13 protein-coding genes, 1 tRNA gene and 1 pseudogene are annotated in these 20,915 nt (G+C 68.8%); 3 read left to right on the plus strand and 12 right to left on the minus strand.

Annotation, left to right across the window (positions count from 1 at the left end):
* Positions 1-638: 638 nt before the first annotated feature.
* From ACTWQF_RS35965 to ACTWQF_RS36000, 8 genes and pseudogenes are all read right to left on the minus strand, one after another.
* Positions 639-1,043 carry a DUF6009 family protein gene (locus ACTWQF_RS35965; RefSeq protein WP_443283981.1) on the minus strand — a complete coding sequence of 135 codons (405 nt, stop codon included), beginning with the start codon at positions 1,041-1,043 and terminating at the stop codon, positions 639-641.
* On the minus strand, positions 1,040-2,554 hold the full coding sequence (locus ACTWQF_RS35970) for a DNA primase family protein (RefSeq protein ID WP_443284001.1): 1,515 nt from the start codon (positions 2,552-2,554) through the stop codon (positions 1,040-1,042). Before ACTWQF_RS35970 ends, ACTWQF_RS35965 begins: the two co-directional genes overlap by 4 nt.
* Complete coding sequence (locus ACTWQF_RS35975) at positions 2,548-3,609, minus strand: bifunctional DNA primase/polymerase (protein ID WP_443283982.1); 1,062 nt, start codon at positions 3,607-3,609, stop codon at positions 2,548-2,550. Before ACTWQF_RS35975 ends, ACTWQF_RS35970 begins: the two co-directional genes overlap by 7 nt.
* Positions 3,610-4,542: 933 nt before the next feature.
* Positions 4,543-5,052 (minus strand): 2'-5' RNA ligase family protein, encoded by a 510-nt coding sequence (locus ACTWQF_RS35980; RefSeq protein ID WP_443283983.1) that lies wholly within the window; start codon positions 5,050-5,052, stop codon positions 4,543-4,545.
* Between the two features lie 76 nt (positions 5,053-5,128).
* Positions 5,129-5,540, minus strand: a pseudogene (locus tag ACTWQF_RS35985) (class I SAM-dependent methyltransferase); the annotation flags it as partial.
* 269 nt (positions 5,541-5,809) lie between these two features.
* Positions 5,810-8,449, minus strand: a complete 2,640-nt coding sequence (locus ACTWQF_RS35990; protein ID WP_443283984.1) for a Helicase associated domain protein — start codon at positions 8,447-8,449, stop codon at positions 5,810-5,812.
* A 59-nt stretch (positions 8,450-8,508) separates the two neighbouring features.
* A complete protein-coding gene (locus ACTWQF_RS35995; RefSeq protein WP_443283985.1) occupies positions 8,509-9,099 on the minus strand; it encodes a transcriptional regulator in 591 nt (196 codons plus the stop codon).
* 1 nt (position 9,100) lies between these two features.
* Positions 9,101-11,371: a DnaB-like helicase C-terminal domain-containing protein gene (locus ACTWQF_RS36000; protein WP_443283986.1), complete on the minus strand. Its 2,271-nt coding sequence runs from the start codon at positions 11,369-11,371 to the stop codon at positions 9,101-9,103.
* A 196-nt stretch (positions 11,372-11,567) separates the two neighbouring features.
* Here ACTWQF_RS36000 and ACTWQF_RS36005 point away from each other — a divergent pair.
* Positions 11,568-11,643: transfer RNA gene (locus ACTWQF_RS36005), tRNA-Trp, on the plus strand.
* A 173-nt stretch (positions 11,644-11,816) separates the two neighbouring features.
* Here the strand turns inward: ACTWQF_RS36005 and ACTWQF_RS36010 are convergent.
* The 3 genes from ACTWQF_RS36010 to ACTWQF_RS36020 all read right to left on the minus strand — a co-directional run bounded on the left by ACTWQF_RS36010 (position 11,817) and on the right by ACTWQF_RS36020 (position 15,815).
* Positions 11,817-13,280 (minus strand): DUF2637 domain-containing protein, encoded by a 1,464-nt coding sequence (locus ACTWQF_RS36010; protein WP_443283987.1) that lies wholly within the window; start codon positions 13,278-13,280, stop codon positions 11,817-11,819.
* Positions 13,281-13,485: 205 nt separating this feature from the next.
* Positions 13,486-14,577 (minus strand): ParB/RepB/Spo0J family partition protein, encoded by a 1,092-nt coding sequence (locus ACTWQF_RS36015; protein ID WP_443283988.1) that lies wholly within the window; start codon positions 14,575-14,577, stop codon positions 13,486-13,488.
* Positions 14,574-15,815, minus strand: a complete 1,242-nt coding sequence (locus ACTWQF_RS36020; RefSeq protein ID WP_443283989.1) for a ParA family protein — start codon at positions 15,813-15,815, stop codon at positions 14,574-14,576. The genes ACTWQF_RS36015 and ACTWQF_RS36020 overlap by 4 nt, the downstream gene beginning before the upstream one ends.
* A gap of 789 nt (positions 15,816-16,604) precedes the next feature.
* Here ACTWQF_RS36020 and ACTWQF_RS36025 point away from each other — a divergent pair.
* Positions 16,605-17,231: an HD domain-containing protein gene (locus ACTWQF_RS36025; RefSeq protein WP_443283990.1), complete on the plus strand. Its 627-nt coding sequence runs from the start codon at positions 16,605-16,607 to the stop codon at positions 17,229-17,231.
* 678 nt (positions 17,232-17,909) lie between these two features.
* Here the strand turns inward: ACTWQF_RS36025 and ACTWQF_RS36030 are convergent.
* Positions 17,910-19,301: a hypothetical protein gene (locus ACTWQF_RS36030; RefSeq protein WP_443283991.1), complete on the minus strand. Its 1,392-nt coding sequence runs from the start codon at positions 19,299-19,301 to the stop codon at positions 17,910-17,912.
* Positions 19,302-19,492: 191 nt separating this feature from the next.
* Between ACTWQF_RS36030 and ACTWQF_RS36035 the strand changes: the two genes are divergently transcribed.
* Positions 19,493-20,293, plus strand: coding sequence for a hypothetical protein (locus tag ACTWQF_RS36035; RefSeq protein WP_443283992.1), 801 nt, complete (start codon positions 19,493-19,495; stop codon positions 20,291-20,293).
* Positions 20,294-20,915: the final 622 nt, after the last annotated feature.

The raw sequence follows: 20,915 nt of genomic DNA on the forward strand, positions 1-20,915 counted from the left end.
CATTCCACCCATCATCGACCCCCGTCCTCGCGTGAACCTCCCCAACGGGACAGACACACCGCTCAGTACAACTGAGCAACAGCAGGCCACAACCAAGATCAATAAGCAAACACAGAGCTACGCCACAGCAGGGGATCGTAGGGCACTGCTGTCGGCCTGCCAGAGCTGCTCAACCATGGACAACCCACGACGCATCCCCACGACAAAACAACGACGCCCATCACCTCTCACACGAGGCCGGAGCGGCACACACACCGGTGCGCAGCCGGGAACATGGAGGCGGCCGTCAAGCAGGCCCTGACCAGCTGAACCACCAGCTGCAGGCGGGCGGTAGACAGGTGAAAGCGGCAGGCAAACACAGACACCCAACACAGAGACAACCAGCCACACATGAACCACGCACAACCCCTCCCGCTCATCCCAAACCAGCAACCGACCAACAACACCCGGCCAGCCACACCAACCAACATCCCCACACCCCTAAAAAACCAAAACCCTCCCGCGCTTAACCACACGAGTTGAGCTGACGTCCATGAAGGCGTCCGGAGGATCGTGGCTCGTGAAGGTGACGGTGATGAGCACACCCGGGGGGCGTCAGCGACTGAAGCGACTCAACTCGGGATGACTACTGATTGTGCTCAGACTTTGGGGAGCTCTATGCCCATCTCGCGCATGGCGTCGGAGGCGGGGCCGCCTTCGGAGCGTTCGGTTTTGTAGCCCTTGACGGTGGGGGCCAGGGTGCGGGGGTCGACGGCTTCCGAGGGGGCGCCGGTGGCGTAGAGGCCGTCGGGGTCCTGGTCGCGGTCGTGGGGTGCGAGCCAGAAGACGCGGCGCAGGTAGGTGCCAGAGGCGCGGGAAGGTTTGGCCTTGTTGGTGAGGGTGGCGTAGCCGATGAGGCGGCCGTCGCGGTGGTAGGGGGGCTGGCGGCGGCGTGAGGAGACGCGGTCCAGCGACTGGCGGACGTAGTCGAGGGCGGCGGTGTCCTCGAGCCAGACGAGTTCTTCCTCGTGCGCGAGGTCTTCGGGGTCGATCAGCGCGCTCACGGGGTCTCCTCGTCGGTGAGGTCGGCGATCAGGCCGATGCCGGGGTAGTACTTCTTCTGGTTCGAGGTGGCCATCTCCTTCGGGGAACGCATACCCAGTGTGTCCCGGACCCGTGCGGCGAACGCGCGGCTGGAGACGGGGGTGGCGCCTTCGCTCTCGCACCAGCGGCAGTAGGCCAGGTAGAGGTGTTTTTGCTCGGCGCGCAGACCGGGCGCGATCTTGCAGGTCTCGGTGAGGAAGCGGCCCATGTGGTCTTCGGTCTCGGCGTAGGCGGTGGTGGCCACCCGGACTCGCTCGGGGCCGGTGAGGTCTTTCTCGCCGGCGAGGTAGCGGCGGGCGCCGTCGATGAGCCAGGCCAGGATGCCGGGGCCTTCTTCGCGGACGAGGATGTCGGCGAGGTTATCGATCTTGCGTTCGTCGGGGATGATCCGCTCGAAGGGGATCAGACGCATGCGCCGCCAGAACGCGTAGCCGCCCGTGCCGACTTCGGGGCGGTGGTTGCCCAGCAGGAAGAGCTTGTGGGTGGGGGTGAAGGAGAAGAAGTCCTGCCGCATGCGGCGGGCTTTGAGTTGGTCTCCGCCGGTGAGCAGCTTGACGCGGGATTCGTCGAAGCGGTCGCCGGCCTTCAGCTCGCTGCAGACGATGACGCGTCGTCCGTGGAGCTCGGCCAGGTCGGTGGGGTGGCTCTCGAAGGGTTTGGCCATCAGGAAGCCGGGTGGGGCTGCGTCGGCGTAGTCGCCCAGGAGTTTCATGATGACGTCCAGGAGGACGGACTTGCCGTTCTTGCCTTGCCCGTAGAGGAAGGCGAGGACCTGGGCGCCGACGTCGCCGGTGATGGAGTAACCGAGGAGCAGGTGGAGGTAGCGGATCATCTGACGTCCTTCGGCGTCCTGGCCGAAGGTGTCGGCCAGGAACCGGTCCCAGCGTGGGGTGGGCATCTGCTCGGGGGCTGTGAGGGCGCTGCGGGAGTGGAAGTCGCGTTCGGGGTCGGGCGGTTGGAGGGTGCCGGTGGCCAGGTTGACGATGCCGCCGGGGGTGCACAGCTTGTAGGGGTCGGCGTCCAGGAGGGAGGCGTCCAGGAGCATGCCGCGGGCGGCGCGGGCCTGCTGGAGGACGGCTTTGATGCCGGAGGTGGACATGGCTCGTCGGCGCTCGCGGCGCATCTCGGCGTCGGTGTAGGTGCCGGTGGGGTCGTGGGTGGCCAGGGTCTCGGCCATGTCGCCGACTGCCCATACGACGGTGTCGTGTTCGTCGGGTTCCCAGCGGGCTCCGGACCAGCGGTACCAGCCCAGGCCGTTGACGTGGCGGAAGTCGCGGGCGTACAGGTGGGCGAAGGCTTTGGCCAGGCCGCGGTCGGTCATCGAGTCCAGGAGCAGACCGTGCTCGGTGGTCTGGAACGGCGGCCGCTCGCGCGGTGCCGTCGGTGCCGGGGCCTGGGCCGGGAGCGGAGCGGGAGGCTGCTGAAGGATCTGGCGTGCCACGGCGGCCGGGTCGAATGCTGCGGTCACGATCGGGCTCCCGGATACATGGGGCGCTGGGCGCCGGCTGCGAGTCCGGCGCGGATGATCTGCAGGGCGCGGGCGTGCTGGCGGGGGCGTGCGTAGTCGGCTGCGGCCAGCAGTGCTTCTTCGGCGGCGTGCTGGTCTAGTTGGCCAGCCGCGACGAGTCCTCCGGCGGTGTAGGCGGCGCGGTTGAGTTTCTCGGAGAAGCCCATGTTCTCCGCCGCCGCGGCGCATCCGGCAACCTCGGCCAGGACGGTCTCCATCGCCTTCGCAGCGGTGGCGCGTCCTCCCCCGGCTTGGGCGACGGCTTCCCGGGCGCGGGAGGGCACAGAGCGGCGAGCCGCGGGCCGCGGGAGGTGGGCGGGCTCGTCGGCCGGGGTGGTGTGGCCGGTGCGGACCAGCTCCTGGGCGAGCCAGCCGGGCAGAGGAGCAGGGGGCCTGGTGGGGGCGAGCGGGGTGTAGGTGCCGTCGGTGGTGCGGGTGCCGGGGGCGACGATGTAGCCGCCGTGTGCGCGTACGTCGACCTGCCAGCACAGGGCGCGGCCGGTGCTGGAGCCGCTGGAGCAGTGGAAGGTGCGTGCGGGGTCGGCGCGGTACCAGACGTGGAGCCCGCCCGAGGGGGTGCGTACGCGCAGTGTGGTCTCGTCCTGGGCCGGGTCGGGGGCGCTGCGCAGGGCGGCGAGGACGGCCAGGGTGTGGAAGCCGTTTTCCAGGCCGGTCAGGTCGACATGGTCGTGGAGGGGGATACCTGGCCACAGCCGGTCCCGGGCCGGAAGAGGCTGGGGGTGGGCATCGATGTCGATGACGACGAGGTGGGCGGGTCCGCAGGAGACACCGACCCCGGCCCCAGGGATGGCGCCCCACCAGGCGCGGATGCGCTCGGGGTCGGTGGTGGCGGCGTGGAAGCCGTGGCACCAGCCACCGTCCTGGATACAGGGGCACTGGGCAGGCGGGTGGGATCTGTCCTGGCAGGCAGGGCAGTTGCGGGCGGGGATCTTCCTGCCGGGAGTCAGAGGGTGGACAGGCCAGCCAGCTGCCGCGCACTCGTGGGCGACAGCGAGCATGTCTTGCCTACCGGTGGTGGAGATGGCCGTTCCTCGTGACTCGACAGTGGTTCCCGATCGCCTTGCGGCTTCAGTCGCTGCCAGAGAAACGCAGGTCAGAGAGCCCATCGACCCCCGACAGCGACTGAAGCGACTGAAGTTCAGAACAAGGTGAAGACACCTTAGCGAAAATGGTCAGGGCGGTAGGCGGGCAGGGCAGGATCGGGCGTGGCGACCCCGGACGCAGCCGCCTGCTGCCGGGGAGGGAGAACATAGCCCTGGAATCGGCGGCGCGGTCGCGGAGTCCCCGGCCCGGGCTTCCTGACTGCTAGGCCGGCGTGCCCTCTTCTCTGACTTTCAGAGGGCCTGCCGCAGCGATCCACGTCCTTGGGGGTTGGGTGGGTTCGGTCGCTGCTTCGGTCGCTGAAGAAAAGCCCTGGTGGGCGGGGGTTTCCGGGCTGAGGAGCGACTGAAGCGACTCTGAGTTTGGATTATGACGACATTCGCGCGTGCGCGTGCGTGTCATAGATACCGACCTTCAGTCGCTTCAGTCGCTGCCGATCAGAAAAACCGCAGTTCAGAGGGCAGTAAGTCAGAGAATCTGCCCAGCGACTGACGAGAGCTCGGTCGCTGGTTGCACAGTCTTGAGTCGCTCCCTCTTCTCTGGAGGGGCGCTCTGTGCCGTAGCCGGACTCTCGGTTGCTGCTCCAAGTCGCTGGGCGAAAAACTTTGCTCAGTCAGCACTTTTGAGACTAAGGAGCGACTGAAGCGACTCTGAGCAGAAGTTATGACGCCGTGTGCTCTTGCCCGCTTCCCACATACCTGTCTTCAGTCGCTCCCTCGTGCTCTCCCTTGCCCGTGCCGAACCCCGGGCCACACGACGCGATGGGCGAACCGAGGTGGGTTTTCTTCGATGCTGAACAGCACCTCGTCGCACCGGCCGCATTGGGCTGGTCAGCCGTTCCCGGCTGCGCTCAGGCGGAAGCGTCGAAGGATGGTGAACGAGTTGCTGGTGGTCTGGGTGAACAGAAGTTCGCGTGCCCAGACCGTGCCTCCGGCGTGGTGTCCGGCCAGTTCGGCATAGCACTGTGTTCCGCGCTTGCAGGTGCGTGGATGGGCGATCGTGGCATGTGCGGGGAAGTCGATGGGCGTCATGGGAGGGGACAGCAGCCTCCGGCGCAGGCCTGCCCACCCCTGGTTCACGTCGTCCACCGCGACGAACACTCCACCGCGGCCCTCGTCCTCTGCGAAGACCTCGCCCAGGCTCAGCCGGAAGGGGGGTGTCTGGTGGCGGCAGAGTTCAGCACGTTGCAGGAGAAGGGCTTCATCGGCCGTCTCCTCCGGATAGGTGACGGTCACGTGCGCCGGGACGGTGCTGGCCATGGCGGGGTCCCAGATGTGTCTCCACCGTTCGATCTGCTCGGCCTCCGGCCCGGCCAGGAGCACACACAGATGCCGTCTCATGGCCGCAGCGTAGGCGCGGTGCTGCTTGGTTCTCGGGGAGCCCTGGGGCCACCTGCCATCGATGGCCCCAGGGGACCGGTGCCGGTCCCGGGGCGTCAGCGAGCCCGGTCTCGTCGGCCTGCGCGGGCGTGCCGGTCAGGTAGTGGGCGAGGGTGGAGAAGACCAGACGTCCGCCGGGCCGCAGCGCGGCGGCAGCCGTCGTCAGCAGCTGGTGTGGGTCGGTGAAGTCCACGGCCCCGAAAACGCTGTCAGCACGTCGTACGTGCCGGCGGCGGAGTGCAGGTGGGGCACCACGTCGGCATGCACAAGGCGCAGGGTGCGAGGTGGCTGTACAGGTCGGTGGCCATGGTGTGCTGGGCGGGTGAGGCGTCGATGGCATCGACCTGGGAGGGCTGGTGATGGGCGGTCAGGTGGGCGGCGTGCCGGGCGGGGCCGGCACCCAGGTCTGCGACGATCCGCCCGGCCAGGTCACCGAGGGACCATGCCCACTACATCGAGACGCTCGCTTTATGGCCGGCCTGCCGCTGGCCTCCGACGCGACGGCCCAGGGGATCGACGGGGTGGAGACCACGCTTGGGCGCTGGCAGCCGGTCACGACACCCGGCCGATCAAGTCCGCTTTCCCGCCTCTCCGGCATAGCGGGATGTGCTGGCCACCGGGACTCCTCGCGGTACCCGGGGCGTGCCCTTGCTGGACGAGGCGAAAGCGGAGCCGTCAGCGCCGCCGTATGACGCGGCCCGAATTCGGTCAGCCAGGGTCAGGCAAGCAGTCCGACCTCATGGGCTTCGCGGGCCTGGTCGGGGGTGAGCTTGTGCTGTTTGTAGTGGCTGCGGGTGTTGCTGCGGAAGACGCCCAGCCGGATGTGATGCTGACGGCCTTCGGTGTCGGTGACGGTCTCGGTGTGGGGGCGAGGCACGCGCAGGTGTCCCTCGCGGGCTTTGAACTGGCGGGCGGCGGCGAGGTTGATCTCCCACTTCGACGCCCCGGCCGGCACAGCAGGTGTGGTGAGCTCTGCCTTGGCGGCGGGCTGGATCCCCAGTTCGGTCAGGCGCTCCTGCTGGCCCTTCTTGAGGCTGTGCCAGGCCGCGGGCTGCTCGGCCAGCCAGGCGCCGATGTCGTCGCCGCCGAGGCTGACGCCGGGCTGGAGCTCGGCGAGGGTGGCGCCTTGGGACAGGAGCCAGCGTGCTTTGGCGTAGTGGCGCTGCCAGGTGAGGGGCCAGTCGGGGTTCCAGTCCGGGTCGATGGCCTGCAGGCGCCTGCGGCGGGAGGCGGCGCGCTCGGTTTTCTTGCCCAGGCCGCCGGGCTTGCGCGCCTGGTGCAGCCGCTCCCCGATCCGGACACCGGCGATGGCGGCGTCGCGGGGTGCGGCGAGGGTGTGGTGCTCGGCGTAGTAGAGCGCGCACAGGTCCAGGAACTCGGTGAAGGACTGGTCGCGGGGGTCGAAGACGAAGCCGGTCTCGGTCAGCAACTCGATCCGCCAGTCCGCCAGGTCGTCGTAGCGCCAGGCGCGGCGCTGTTCGGCGGCCCACTGGCCGACCGGGTAGTCGATGTGAGTGTCGCCGAGGGTGACGGTGGCGGTGTAGGGGATGTTGGCGTGCCCGTGTTCGGCGGCGTAGGTGCGGACGGCTTCGAGTCCGGTGAGCCAGGCGGTCGATTCGGGCCGCAGAATGCGGGTGCGGACCAGCCGGGCGATCTCCTCCGCATCCCGGCCGCGGCGGGAGAAGCGCAGCAGCGCCGGCTCGGACACCTCCACCTCCCCCGGCTCCTCCTCCTTGCCGTGGTCGCCAGGGGGCGCCTCACCCTGGGGCGCCTCGGCCGCTTCGTCCACCTTCTTGCGGGGGTCTCCGACGGGGTCGGTGGCGAGGGTGTCTTCAGCGCCGCCGCGGCGGCCGGCCGGGCGCAGCGCCAGGCGCTCGACGATGCGCGGGTCGAAGGCGCGCAACGCTCGCAGGACGGTCACCAGCGGTTCGAAGGCGACTGTGGCCGCCATGTCCCGGCCCTCCTCCTCGGCGCTCAGGAGGACGGGCACGACCAGGCGGGCGACCTTGCCCTCGTGGGGCTTTTGCCGCAGGGCGCGGCCGACGGCCTGGACGATGTCGACGGGGCTGCTGCGTACGTCGGCGAACAGGACACCGTCCAGTCCGCACCGTCCGGTGATGTCGGTGCCCTCCCCCAGCAGGCGGCAGGTGCACAGGATGCGGAACTCCGTCTTGCGGCCCTCGGCATCGACACCGTCGGCGAACTGGGCCAGAGTCGCGCGCTGGTGGGCGGCCGGGTGGAGGCCGCACAGCCACTCCCCCCACACCTCGCCCGGGAACCGCCCGGCCGCACGCAGCTCATCAGCCGCATCCGGCAGGCCACGGGCGAAGGAGAGGGCTTCCTGGGTGCGGGAGTGGAAGCTCAGCAGGCTGATGACGCCTGCGGTTTCCATGTGGGCGAGGGTGGCGGCGCGGATCGCGCCCAGCCGCATGCCTCGCCGCTCCTCCAGGCTCGCGCCGGTCCCGGGGGGTGCCGGGTCGCGGATCTCGAGGACATCGATCTCGAAGCCGGCGAGGACGCCCTCTTCGATGGCCTGGCCGAGGGGGTAGGTGAAGGCGGGCTTGCCGTAGAGGGCCTCATCGTCCATGGAGGCGACCAGCACCTCCCCCTCGTCCCCTTCCGCTGCCTCTTCCGGGCCGGCGACCGCCTGGCGCCGGCTGGTCTTGTCCCAGATGCGCGGGGTGGCGGTCATGTACAGGCGCCGGTCGGCGGGGATACGGGTGTTGTCGTGGACGATCGCCCACGGCTTGGTCGCGAGTCCCGCGGTGCGGTGGGCCTCGTCCACGATCGCCAGGCCGAACCCCTCCAGTTTCTGCCCGAACGCCCCGGCCAGGGCCCGCTGCAGGACACCGGCGACCGCACGCTCCTCGGCGGCCTCCGCTGCCTTCTCCTCGTCTTCGTCGGCGCTGTGGCGGCCGGGGTTGCCGACGAGGGAGGCGTAGGTGGCGAAGACGGTCACGGGGCCGCTGCCGGCCCACATGGCCAGACGGATCGGGTTGGTCGTGCATCGCACCCCGAGCTCGTCGGCGAGGTGGGAGCGGACTTCGGGGTCGCGGTCGAGGGAGCAGACGGCGACGGCGTTGCCGCGCATGCCGTACTGGCGCCATCTCTCCACCGTCTGGGTCAGCAGATTCAAGGTGGGCACCAGCACCAGCACGCGCCCGCGGGGCTCCAGGCGGCGGGCGACTTCGTAGGCGATGAGGGTCTTACCCGAGCCCGGTGCGGCGATCACCTGGGTACGCAGACCCTCTGCCGGGATGCCGCCGGGCGGGGTCTCCAGCGCGAAGACCGCCGCGTCGACGGCTTCCCGCTGCCGCGCCCCAAGCGTCATCGGCTCGCGCACGCGGCTGCCCTCCATTCCTTCAGTCTCCCCTGAGTCCCTTGAGTCCCTGTGCCGTTGTGTCTGGCTGTCGTTGGTCAGGCGGAGAAGCCGACCGAGGTGGCGTACTCGTACTGGCCCCACTGCGAGCCCAGGTCGGTCAGCCAGTCATCCCACGCATCCGCCAGCGCCTCATCGTCCTGAGCGACCCAGGCCTCCACGATCCGGTCCCAGCTGCGGATCCGCAGACGGCGAAACCCGGCCACGTCGGTTTCGATGACCCGCTTACGAGGATCAGCAACCGCGCTCTGGTCCAGCGGCTGGATCTCCACCCGGGTCCCGCCCCGGGCATTCAGGCGCTGGAGCAGGTGGCGGGCCACGTTCTGGCGGCGGTAGGCGCGGTAGGCGGCGTCGATGCGGGTGAGGTTGTCGCGGGTGGGGGTCTGCTTGTGCTGCAGCCACCGGCGCAGCGTGCCCCGCGTGACGGAGATTCCCGCATCCCTTATCGCCTGATACCCGGCCGGCGAGTTGGTGAGGTAGTTCAGCCGCGCGTTCAGCCCGCGCCGGCTGGTGACCGGGGAGCGGATGCCCCCTTCCAGGGCGAGACGGTCGAGCACCTCGGCGGCCAGCTGGGCGCTCTTCTGCCCCTGGGCCCCGTAGAGGCCGAAGTTGAGTGTCCGCTCCGGCACGTCAGTTCATCTCCCGCTCGCGGTAGCTGTCTTCGGCCACCTTCTCAAGACGGTAGGTCTGCTTGGGCTTGACCTCGGTGACCTCACGCCCTTCGGGGAACAGCGGGGTGTCCTTGCCCGCCGCCCGGGCCGTGCGCCAGTCTCCGGCCAGGTGGAGTTCGTCGGTGCCCATCATCCGCACGACCCTGAGCCCGGCCTGGTGAGCCTGCCATGCCTTGTTCCACAGGTTGGCGAACGCCTGGCTGCGGATGATGTGCATCCAGTCTGTCCGGTACAGGTCCCGGTTGTAGTTGGACTCCCCCATCGTGGAGACCAGCTTGGAGTACATCGCCTTGACGTACTCGTATGTCGCCTCCCCCTCCCCGGAGTCCGACGCGAGGGCGTTGGTGCGGGCCTGGGCCAGAGCACGCCGCAGATTCTCCAGCAGCTGCTCGGTCGAACCCGAGGTCCACGACTCGTGGATCAGCGGGCGCTCACACAGCCCGTACTTGGGGCCGGAGAGGCGCAGCAGGAGCCGCAGGGTCGACTCGGTGACCCAGATCCGGCCGGGCTCTTCACGGTCGCCGATGGGGTTGGGCAGGCGCGGGTGGTCCCAGTCGGGCGGGGTGATCAGGTGGACGCCGGAGCGCTTGGTGTCATGCGCCGGCCCGCCTTCGTCGGGGCCGAGGTGGTGTTCGAGCTGTCCGATCGGCAGGTGGGCCTTGAGCGCGCTGAGGTAGGCGCCGTTGATGTCCAGCGCCGTCACGATGTCGTCGCCGAGCTGGTCGAGGATCTCGGGCGGGGCCGTCCAGCGCGGGCGGGCCTCCCAGATCGCGTCGGCGTCCTGGCGCCCACGCTTGTGCAGGATGCCGGGCAGGTCCGGGTAGTTGCGGAAGTCGTACCGCCCTCCGGCCCGGCTCTGCTCCAGCAGATCCATCACGTCCGGGATCGCGGTCTTCTGCAACTGGGCAACCGCCTCCGCGACCTCTCCCCCGGTCTCGGCGAGCACGGCCCGGACCCGGCTCTCGATCCGCTCGGTCAACTCGGCCACCGTCCCACTGGACTTCGCCACCGTCGCCGATCCCTTGCCCGCAGCCCGCGGAGCAGCGGCCGTCGGCCGCGGACCAGGCCGGGCCGGGCGGCGTGCCGGGGACGGAACAACCGCCTCCCCGGCCGGGCTCGGGGCAGGTGCCACCAGTGTTGGCACGGAGGCAGTACTTGGGACCAGTGCGGGGGTGGGCTGGTCGAGCAGGCGCAGATGCGTCATGTCCAACGCCACCTCCACAGCCGCCAGGGTGCCCAAGTCCCGGGCAGTGACCGTGAGACGGGCGGTATCGCCGCCGCCGGGACGGGTGAGGTGAAAGACGCGGTCCGCACCCAGCTGCTCCACCAGATGGACGTCATCGGTATCGAGCAGCACCACGACAGCGGCCTGCCGCTCGGCAGCGAGACGCGAGAGGGTCTTCACGGCGGCAGGCAGCGCCCGGCCGGAGAGCGGGGTGCTGTCCGCGCGGGTGTGCTGGAGCCGGTCGACCACCACCAGCCCCAGGTCCTCGATACGGGAGGCCTCCTCCGCGATCGCCTGCGCCGTCGGCTCCGGCCGGGTGAACGACAACGGTGCGGCCCGCAGGCGACCGTCGGCGCCGACCACGGCCTGGCGCTGCTCCGGGGTGAGGGTGCCCGCGGCGAACTGGGCGTAGGGCACAGGGGCTTCGGCTGCGATCAGACGACGGGCAGCCACCTGCAACGGCACCCCGGAAAGGGCGTAGAGCACGGGAGCCGGCTGCTCGGGATCGAAGGCGGCCGCACGTGCTGCCTGGAGCGGGAGCAGGCTCCCACCTGCATTCGGCGGGGCCACCACCAGCGTGAGGCTTCCCCGCGCCAGACCCCCCGAGACCCTGTCCAGCGCCGGGACGCCGCTGGACAGGCCGGTCGTCTGCGGCTCGGTCTCCAGCAGGCCGTCCAGGACATCACCGAGCCCAGTGACGCCCGTAGTGGTCTCGGGCTGCGGCGGATGGTTCCGGGGCGGGGTGTGGCGGGAGACCGTGGCGGCGGGCCGGCCGCCAACGGTCAGAACCTGCGGCTCCGTCTGGGCTGCGGACACCAGAGCGCCCAGCTCCTGCCGCGCTTTCGTACTCGACCACACCGGCCCGGACTGCTCCGGCCCCTCCAGGCGGTCCATCGCGGCGGCCTGCCTGCTCTTGGTGTTGACCAGCACAACCTGTTCACCGTGCTGGAGGCGCTCGACCACCTCGCTCCACTGCTCACGAGCCTGCGAGAGCGTCACATCCATCCACGGCCTCCCTTGAACTGAACGCCCACCTTAGCAAGTAGAAACGTTGTAGGTACGTGTTTGATACCTCTCTGGTCGCTCAGGTCGGGGCCTCAACGGGTTCCGCTCCATGAGCAGAGACTGCGGCCGGCAACCCCGGCTCGCCAGAAAGTCTGTGGAAGGCAGCCTGCTGGAGGTGCCAAGCTGGTCGCCACGAAGGGGTGTAGCTCAGAGGTCAGAGCGCCGGCCTCCAAAACCGGATGCCGCAGGTTCGACTCCTGCCACCCCTGCCACAAGCGCAGACCAACTGACTTCATGGTGTGGGGACGCCGGCGCGCTGCGCTGTGAGTGCGCACCCGCTGCCCGGCCGAACCTGACTGCGCAGTCGTGCTGCGGCAGTGCGCACCCGTCGGCGATTGCGCACTCTCAACGCTGCGCAGCTGCATCGGCAGTGCGCGTCAGTGCATCAGTGGGGCAGCGTCATGGTGGTGACGGCGTAGCGGCGGCGGAACTCGGTGAGGTATCCCGCGAGTGCTCTCTCGTCCAGGCGGTCACCGCGGTCGCCCTTTGCCTTGACGCCGTGCTTGGCGCACAGCGCCTCGAGCTCGCTGAGGGACGGCTCGCTGCCCGTCGCCTCCAGATGCTCCGCCCACACTCGGTAGATGCGCCAGCCCAGCCGGTAGCGGCGCAGGGTGCTCGGGCTGATCGGACCGCCTCCTCGGCCTGTCATGCCGTTTACCCAGAGGTGATCGGACAGGTCCTGAAGGCCAGGCTCGGACCCGAGCCTGGCTGTGAGGTCGGCCCACGCCAGGTAGTAGCGGTCGACGAGTGTCAGCTCCCCCTCCCCCAGTGACACCGGCGGTGGCGGGCTCACCGCCTCCTCATCGCCCTGCCCGTCGATCTCCGGGTCGTCCTCGCCGTCATCGAGTGGCGGGACGCTCTCGTCGTCCTGCGTGTACGGCGGGGGCACCGTGCGGGAGTTGCCCTCGAGAGGCGGGGCGAATGCATCGGGCTCTGCCGGCCTCTCCTCCGGGGCAGGCTGCTCCTGCTCGTCAGCAACCGGCGCAGGTGACATCTGGATGCGGCCTGCCGGGTCCGACCCCGGCTCGCTGTTGCCGTGTGAGGCAACGGACCGGCGTTCGTAGCGGGCCACGAACGTCTCCTCCTCGACGTAGCCGCCCGCACCCAGACCAGGCCGGTCACCCGGACCGCTCAGACCAGCGAAGTGCGAGAGGTCGTACGAGGGCGCACTGCCGAGCGTCGCGAGGGAGTCCGCGGGCAGTCCCGCGGCTGCCAGGCCGGAGGGCGCTGTCTCAGCGAGCGGTACTCCGTAGCGGGCGAGTTTGAGGGGCATGAGTGCCTCGACGGGTGCTTTGCGGCGCCAGGAGCGGCCGTACTGGGCGCGGAGTCTGGTTTCGTAGACGAGGCGGTCCTGTTCCATGCGGATGACCTCGTCGTAGTTGCGCAGTTCCCACAGCTTCATCCGTCGCCACAGCCGGAAGGTGGAGGGGAAGGCCAGCAGCCAGCGGGAGAGGCGTACGCCTTCCATGTGTTTGTCGGCGGTGATGTCCGCCACCCGTCCCGCGGCGTGGCGGGCGGCCTCGACGGTGACGACGAACAGCACCGGGATCACCGCGTGCATGCCCACCCCGAGCGGGTCGGGCCAGGCGGCGGCGCCGTTGAAGGCGATGGTGGCGGCCGTCAGCAGCCAGGCGGTCTGCCTCAGCAGCGGGAAGGGGATACGTATCCAGGTCAGCAGCAGGTCGAGGGCGAGCAGTACGACGATGCCCGCGTCCACACCGATCGGGAAGAACGGGGCGAACTCGCCGAAGCCCTTCCGCTCGGCCAGCTCCCGGACCGCCGCGTAAGAGCCCGCAAAGCCGATCGCCGCGATCACCATGGCACCGGTGGCCACGACAGCGATGAGCATGCGGTGCACGCGACTAATGCGCACCCCCTGCACCAGTGCCCCCGTTGTCTCTTTGTTCTCGCCCTTGATGGGGGGTCAGTGTCTCATTCATGTGAGTGACCAGAGATGCCCCTGAGGGGGCCGCCAGCCGGATACAGCATGCGCTCCCGGGGCCTGCGTCTACTCACCAGGCCCGGGGGAGCGCTGCTGCACCAGTGGCGTCCCATCAGGAGGCAGCCGCCTGCCTGTCAGCGGCTGCTTGTGAATGGTGCTGGTTCAGCACGGCAAGCATGGTCTCCATCTGGACAGGGTCGAGACGCTCGATCAGGTGCTGGGCCAGTGCCTCGCCATCGTGGTACGGCATCTCCCTCGAGGCCGCAGCCTTCTTCTTGTCCTTGACGGCGGGGGAGTGGTTCGCCCGGGGCTCAGGTACCCCCTCGCCTCCGCGCCCGGAGGAGTGGGGGACGGGTTCCTCTGCGGAGGATGCCGCCGCCTTCCCCTGGCGCTCTATTACGTCGTAATAGGCCTCCCCGGAGGAGATGGAGCCCTCACCCGCTGTCCCGGTCTGCTGGGCCGGCTCGGGCTTGCGGCCGCGCTCCTGCCTTTCGGCTTCCTTCCGGGCCCGCTGCTGCTTGAGCTCTTCAAGAGCGGCTTGCTGCTGATCGGCCGGCTTGTTCCCGACGGCACGCAGCAGGTCGATGGGTTCCTGCCCGATCCGCTGTTGCAGCTCGGGGGTGAGGTTGAGCAGCGCGAGCCGCTGGGAGATCCAGCCTTGGGAGCGGTGGAGCCGCTTGGCCAGCGCGGTCTGGCTTCCGTGGATGGCCCGGAGCCGGTCCAGGGCGCGGGCTTCGTCGAGTTCCTCGAGGTCCTGGCGGTGGATGTTGGCCACCAGCGCGGATTCGAGAAGCTCCTCGGCGTTGTTTCCCTGGTCGTCGCTGACCATCACCTTCAGGGTGGTCAGGCCGGCCTCGCGGGCTGCGGCCAGGCGGCTGTTGCCGTCGACGGCAACGTGGGTGGCGTCGGGTTCCAGGTCCGCCTCGCGGTCGGGGTTGGCCTTGATGTAGGCGTCCCGGTTCATGACGGTGATGGCCTGCTTCTGGCCGTGGTCCTTGAGGCTGCCGGCGAGGTCGGTCAGGTCACCGAGGCTGGAGCGGGGATTGTCCGGGTTGAGGCTGATGCGGTCGAGGGGGAGTTCGGTGGGGTCGGCGACGCCTTCGGTGGGGACACCGGTGGCGGAGGCCACAGCGCGGCGTCGGGCGCTGACTGGCTGGGCCTGGTGGCCGAACCGGCCTGCGCCGAGCTTGTCCGCCTTGCTCATGAGATCTCCCGTGCCAGTGCGCGCATGCCGATGGCCTGCTGGGAACGAGGGGCGTAGGAGAGGAGAGGCGCCTTCATACGGACGGCTTCCTTCTGTTCCTTCAAGTCCCCGATGAGGCCCACGACGCGGGGGTCCTTTATGTCGACCCAGCCTTGGAGCGAGGAGGTGGCGATGTAGCCACGGCGGCCGTCGTAGAGATTGACGGCGATGCCGAGGTAGTCGATGTCGATCTGCAGGTCGTTACGCAGGTCATCGATCTGGTGGACGAGCAGGTCGTAGGCATCGGCGGAGCTGTCTTCAGCCTGAACCACGATCAGCGTTCCGGACTGCCCCGGCGCTTCGCCCTCGCGGCGCCGCCCGTAGTAGGCGGCGGCGTCCATGCTGAGGCCGAGGCTGGGCGGGCAGTCGATGAGGATTACGTCGTAATCACTCTCCAGGGGGGCCAGTGCCCGCTCGAGGGCGGCTTCCCTGGCGCGTACGGCGGAGAGGCGTACGTCGAGGAGAAAGGCGTCGTTGCAGGCGGGCAGGAGGTGGAGGCGGCCGCCGAAGTTGTCGTCGTCGACGGAGACGATGAGGTCGCGCAGGTCGCCCTTGGGGTCTCCGGCCATGTGGTTGGTGAGGCTGTCACCGTCCATGGCCAGGGGTGCGGAGCCCAGTTGGTTGGTGAGGTGGCACTGGGGGTCGAAGTCGACGAGGAGGACGCGGAGTCCGAGGCCGGGAAGGTTCTCCACGTCGAGTGCGACTGGGTCGCTCTGGTCCGAGGCGGCAGCCGCGAGCTGCTTGGCGACCCGTACGGGGTAGAGCTTCTCGGGGTTCTCTGCGAGGGCTTCGCCGGTGCCCGCGGTGATGGCGGTCTTGCCAACGCCGCCCTTCTGGTTGCACACCACGATGCGCCGCGTGACGGCGGGCCGTTCGATGTCCGGTGCGGGGTGGGTGTCGAGCCACAGCTGCACCGACTGGGCGAGACCTTGGATCAGGGACACCTTCCGCTCGCCGGCAACGCGGCGGAAGTGCTCCCACTGTCCTTCAGGTAGGAAAGTGGAGAAGGAGTCGGCACCTGCCGTATCGACGCTCTCAGGCGTTGCGGCAAGGGCGCACCATGCGGTGATGCCTTCCTCGACCGCGAGCTGGATCTCGGTGCCTCGCTGCGCGGCCCGGATTTTCAGGGCCTGGCGCAGCGGAGCAGGAAGCTTGGAGACGACTTTCTCCCGGTCGCTGGGCGGCGGTGAGGTATCCATGGGAGCCACCTTACTAACGAACATGGCGAGTGAGGGTGCATCTACGTTAGTTTGTCATTCTGTTGGCTCAAGACTCGGGTGGCCAACGTCGAATGGCTGAGGGCTGGCTATTACGCCGTAATAAGCGCCTGAGACTCTCCAATGACCGCCAACACCCCGCCCTGACACAGCCGTTGCAGTGCCGATCGCTGCTTCGCGAAGCCTCAGAGTGCTACCCGACCGATACAGACGGCGCTTCCTAGCCGACCAGGTGAGGAACGGCACACCCCCTTCTTCCTTCTACCTTGAGGGGTCGGCCCTGCATCCGACCGAGCGGCACTGAGGATCCGACTCCCGGGCCAGCAGCCCCACGCAGCCACGAGTGCCCAACACCCGTTCTCCGCCCGGCGGCTACATGAAGCCCCCAGGGGGAGTGGCGCACCGCTGGCCAGCGATGCGCCGAGCCTGAGCAGTGCTTCCAGCCATTACGGCGTAATAGCTCAACGCTCGGCACAGTGGCGTTGCCAGTCATGAGAGCCCCTCCACTCACGGCCCAGATCTCGTCCGTCAGGGTGAATTGCCCACCCCAGGTGGTGAGGACGACTGGCCTTGAACGTGCTCAACAGACTCCGGACGCTCAGAAGCTGCTTCTAATCTCAGTAGTAGGAAACCGGCACCGAGGCGAAGTCTGGTTTGCTGGCTCCTGTTCGGGCGGGCGGCCACTGCCTTGTCGCGCTGAAGGGCGCGGATGGGTGTGAGCGAGCCGGTTCGGCTTGTCGTCGCCGTGGCAAGTGAAGGGAACTGTTCCTCATGTTGCAGGTCTTCGAGGCGGCGGCCGGTTGGTCGTCCGTGCGGGAGCGATTGGTGCGGCGGCGCATCGCGAATCGGGACCTTGCCTCGCTGGATGAGGCGGTCGAGTTCGCTGTGCGGTGGCACGCGGACCAGACTCGACCGGCGGGTGAGCCTTATGTCGAGCATCTGCTTGAGGTCGTGTGCGTGTTGGTCGAGGCGGTGGGAACGACAGACATCGATGTGTTGCGCGCGGCCGTTCTCCACGATGTGGTCGAGGACACAGAGTGCTTGCTTGAGAACGTGCGGGAGCGCTTTGGTGACCGCGTCGCGGTCTTGGTCGACTGGGTAACCAAGCCCGTGCCATCGGAGGGCCAGACTGGCGAGGAGGCACGGGCGGCGTATTTGACGCGTCTGCGCACCGCCCCGCCTGATGCCCTGTTGGTGAAACTTGCGGACCGGCTGAGCAACGTGCAGCGGCTTGATACGCATCCCAGGCCGGAGAAACGCCGTTCGTACTACCTGGAGACGGTGCACTCCATCGTCCCGCTCACGCAGTCCCATCCGTGGTTCCGCCAATGGTATGCGGACTGGCGCGACGCTTTCGGTCACGTGGCTGTCGACAACCCGGACGCGTGCTCTCAATGACATGCGCTGCGAGCGCTCCTGGACAGGTCCTCGCCTCAAGCCCCGACGCGTGCCCTTGACGTCCGCCGCGCCAGCGACCACAGCGCGGCCGGCAGGACGACGCCTTGCTCGTCACTGAGTGGTGGGCCTGGAGGACGACCGTCGAGCGGAGCGTCGCCCATGGCCGCTGCGCCTCCGCACAGTGCATTCGGCCAGACATCACGGCGCTTGCTGCCCAATGGTGGGGAGATAACGCCCGGTGAAGCCATGAACGCAGGCTCTGTGGTCCCGCCCCTCGCCAGCTATTACGACGTAATAGCTGAGGAGTCTGCTTCGAACGAGCCGGATCCGCCCGGCCGATAACTCCCGCTGGCGTCGCCGACGGCCCACCTCACCTGCAGGAGAGACATGCTCATGCCATTTTCCGCAGAATGCGGAACAGTTCGAAATGTGAACGCGTGAACGAATCTTGGAGGGTCGGGTGCTAGACGGAACCGACCCGGTGGACTGGACGCTTCGCGTGTACGGGCCGGGGAGGCAGCAACGGCCCTGTGGAACGAGTTGACCGAGGAAACAGAAGACTGATCACCCGGAAAACAGTTCAGCACCCGCCAGCACCCGGTCCCTACTGCCGCCCGAGAGTTCTGAAGCCACCAGCAGCCAACAAGTCCACTCCCTCACCGCAGGCGGGTTCGCAGCTCAGCGTTCGTGGACGATAGCCACGCCGGGTTCGTCGTTCTTGCCGCGAGTCAAGAAGACTCCCGCCTTGGGGCTCACGTCGACCGGCACCTCGGTGCCGTCTGCGAGGGCCTTGGGGCGGCCGGAAGCGACCGATACCGCAACTCCCGTGGACTGGCCTTCGTCGCTGTCCTCGGCGTCCGTGCCGCCGTACGCTGTGCCGTCGTCCCGGACACTGGCGAGGATGATCTTCTTGCGGTCGCCGTCTCCCGCAAGACAGATTCCCCGCTTCTTCTTGAGGTCGAAGGCCACCGACCCGGCCACCAAGTAGCGCCCGTTGGGCGAGGTGGACGGTGGGGGCGCCGAGCCCTCGCCCCACATGTTCTTGCCGTCGGAGTAGCCGTCTTCGGAGCACGTCGTGCGCGCTTCGATGGCACCGGTCTCGGGATCATGCACGGCGAATACGGCATCCGAGTCGCCGAACCCGCTGTCGTCTTCCGTCTCCCACGAGGCGAGCAGATGCTCATCCGCGGCGGCCAGCAGTTCCCCGCTCTCTGTGCCCTTCGGCGCGTGGTCCTCGTTGAACCAGCGGCCGGGCACCCCAAAGCCTTCCTCGGTGCCCACCACGGGACCGGCGCCCGTCAGGGCTTTGACCTTGCTGTCGAAGCACATCCCGTCGCACTGCTCCAGCAGCCCGTTGGCATCCTTGTACTGCTTCACCTTGCCGGTCCGGATGTTCACCGCGGCGGCCTGCTCGCCCCAGGTGACAAGGACGCCGTGACCGCCGTCACGCACCTCCAGCTCGTCGCTGAGACCGACTTCTGCGGGGACCGTGACCGTGCGGTCCGGGGCGACGGCCTCGCTCGAGGCATCGGCCGGGAAGACCGAGAGCTGGACGACTTCCTTGCCGTCGTGCAGCTCGTCCTTGCCCTTCAATCCATGTGCCCAGGCCACGATGTACTCGCGTCCGTCTTCCGTCACCGTGGTCACGTCGGGAACCTCGGCCTCCTTGCCCAAGTCCGCATCACCGTCGGCGTTCCACGTGGGCGTCGGCGGGTTCCACTTCTTGCTGGCCCAGCGCAGTCGTCCGGAGTCCAGGGTGCGGCTTTGGAGGACGTACCCATTGGGCCCGGTCAACAGATAGGCGAGGGACTTCGACTTCACGGCCAGCGTGCCGGGTATCGCACTCGGGTTCTCGGGAAGGCCGTGGATCGTCTGTTGCCAGCCCTGGGTGCTGTCGTACTCGCCGGGCACCGAGAACTTCTTCAGACGCTCCGGCGGCTGGTCCTGCCCGCCCGGGCCCTTGCCCCCAGTGCCACCGCCTGACCTGCCGTCACCTTCGGACGACCCTGAGCACCCCACTGCCACCGCAGCCAGCACCACGGCGCACGACAGCACCCTCACTCCACGCACCAAGCGCCCCTCCCTTGTGACTGACGTGACCATAACAGCACTGAGTGACCGAGAGGACACAGACCGGGAGCGCAGGGGCAGTCGCAGACCGGCAGGTCACGGCACGCCGGACGTCTGAACGATGCAGGTCAGCCATCGTTCCAAGACACGGGTCGTTGGGTCCCGACCAGAGCCCATGGCAGGCTCGACTCATGCCGTCCCGCGCCCGCCGTGTTCCCTCTCCGGCCGCCGCCCCGCTGCGCCAGCCGCCCACACGGCTGCGCCCCACGGACCCGGGCGCCGTGGTCGCTGAGCTCCGTGAGCTGCATGTCGCGGCCGATGACGCGACGGTAGAGCAGATGCCGGCAGACGAGCATCCGCGCGAAGCGCTGCTGTATGCCGAACGGCGCGCCCATACGCTCACCGACCCGGCCGTGCGCCGCCGCGCGGCCCTCCTGCGGGTGCGGCTGTGGGAGTTCCTCCGCCGGGAGGCCGACCCCCACCAGAGCCGCGCGGTCCGGGACGCCCGGGATGCCGGCGTTCACTGGGAGGATCTGGCCGAGCCGTTGGGAGTCAAGAAGGGGAGTGCCAGCGCCGCGGAGAGCAAGGCGAGGCGGCTGCGCGCCACCGAACTGTCCGCCATGCCCGGTGCACTCCCGGTACGCCGTACTCCCGAGGCCGTCGCCCGAGCCGAGGTGGAACGGGCGGAGGCTGAGCGAGTCGAGCGGCTGCGGGAGATCCGGGAAGAGCGCCGCGGGGAGGCCACCGTCCGGCTTGGCCGCGAACTGCTGGCGGTACGCGCCGAGCTGGCAGCTGACGAAGAAGCCGACTACTGGCTCGACCAGGTCGCCGCCGTGGTGACGGACTGCCGCACACCCCGGCAGATCGCCTCCCTCGGCACCTACGTGTCAGCTGCGCTGCGCCATCTCCAACCGGTGGACCAACACACGGAACCGGCTCAAGCGGTCCTGCACAAGGTCCAGAAGTGGGAGCAGGACACAACGCACGCATGACGCCCTCCGCCGGGCGCGCTCCCAACGGCGCTACCTGCCAGCTGACGACTCCCTGCGGGTCGCCTCCACCGGGCCGCCTCCGCGGCGGCCTCGTCCAGAAACGTGGCGACGTGGCTGCCATCCACGGTGCCCAGCACGGCCAATGCAGCCCGGAGCTTCGCCGCCCAGTCCCCGCCGTGATCCTGCGGCCCTTGGACGGTCGCCGGCACGAGCCATCGGTCTGCAGTGCACTGGAACACGCTATCTACAGGCCGTCGTCCAGGAACTGCACACACCGCTCAGTCAGCCGCCACTCGGTCCCGGCCGGTACGGGCCCGCCGGGCAGCCAGCCCCCGGCGTGCGGTGCACCACTGGCGCAGCCGCCGGACGAGGGCGACAACGCCTGGTCGCCGACGGCTTGCCCCGTAGGTGTCGTTGAGCGTCTTGAAGTTGTTGACATCTGTCTCGCCACGACGCTGACAGCTCGTCAGCGGTGCGGGGCTGCTGATGGGGGCCTTGGGCGAGTACACGCGTAGCGGTGACACTCCAGGGCGAGGTCCTTGACTGACTGCTGTGCGCGGAAGCCATCGCTCCCGAGACGATCCAGTCGCATGAAGCGTCTCGGCGGTTCGTGAGTTGGTCC

This window comes from Streptomyces sp. 8N114 (assembly GCF_052245835.1).
In the GTDB taxonomy this organism is placed as follows: domain Bacteria; phylum Actinomycetota; class Actinomycetes; order Streptomycetales; family Streptomycetaceae; genus Streptomyces.

Excerpts from the sequence above, each read along its gene's own strand:
- ACTWQF_RS35975 (WP_443283982.1), bottom strand. The coding sequence starts at position 3,609 with ATGCTCGCTGTCGCCCACGAGTGCGCGGCAGCTGGCTGGCCTGTCCAC.
- ACTWQF_RS35980 (WP_443283983.1), bottom strand. The coding sequence starts at position 5,052 with ATGAGACGGCATCTGTGTGTGCTCCTGGCCGGGCCGGAGGCCGAGCAG.
- ACTWQF_RS35990 (WP_443283984.1), bottom strand. The coding sequence starts at position 8,449 with ATGGAGGGCAGCCGCGTGCGCGAGCCGATGACGCTTGGGGCGCGGCAG.
- ACTWQF_RS36000 (WP_443283986.1), bottom strand. The coding sequence starts at position 11,371 with ATGGATGTGACGCTCTCGCAGGCTCGTGAGCAGTGGAGCGAGGTGGTC.
- ACTWQF_RS36010 (WP_443283987.1), bottom strand. The coding sequence starts at position 13,280 with ATGCTCATCGCTGTCGTGGCCACCGGTGCCATGGTGATCGCGGCGATC.
- ACTWQF_RS36015 (WP_443283988.1), bottom strand. The coding sequence starts at position 14,577 with ATGAGCAAGGCGGACAAGCTCGGCGCAGGCCGGTTCGGCCACCAGGCC.
- ACTWQF_RS36020 (WP_443283989.1), bottom strand. The coding sequence starts at position 15,815 with ATGGATACCTCACCGCCGCCCAGCGACCGGGAGAAAGTCGTCTCCAAG.
- ACTWQF_RS36025 (WP_443283990.1), top strand. The coding sequence starts at position 16,605 with ATGTTGCAGGTCTTCGAGGCGGCGGCCGGTTGGTCGTCCGTGCGGGAG.
- ACTWQF_RS36035 (WP_443283992.1), top strand. The coding sequence starts at position 19,493 with ATGCCGTCCCGCGCCCGCCGTGTTCCCTCTCCGGCCGCCGCCCCGCTG.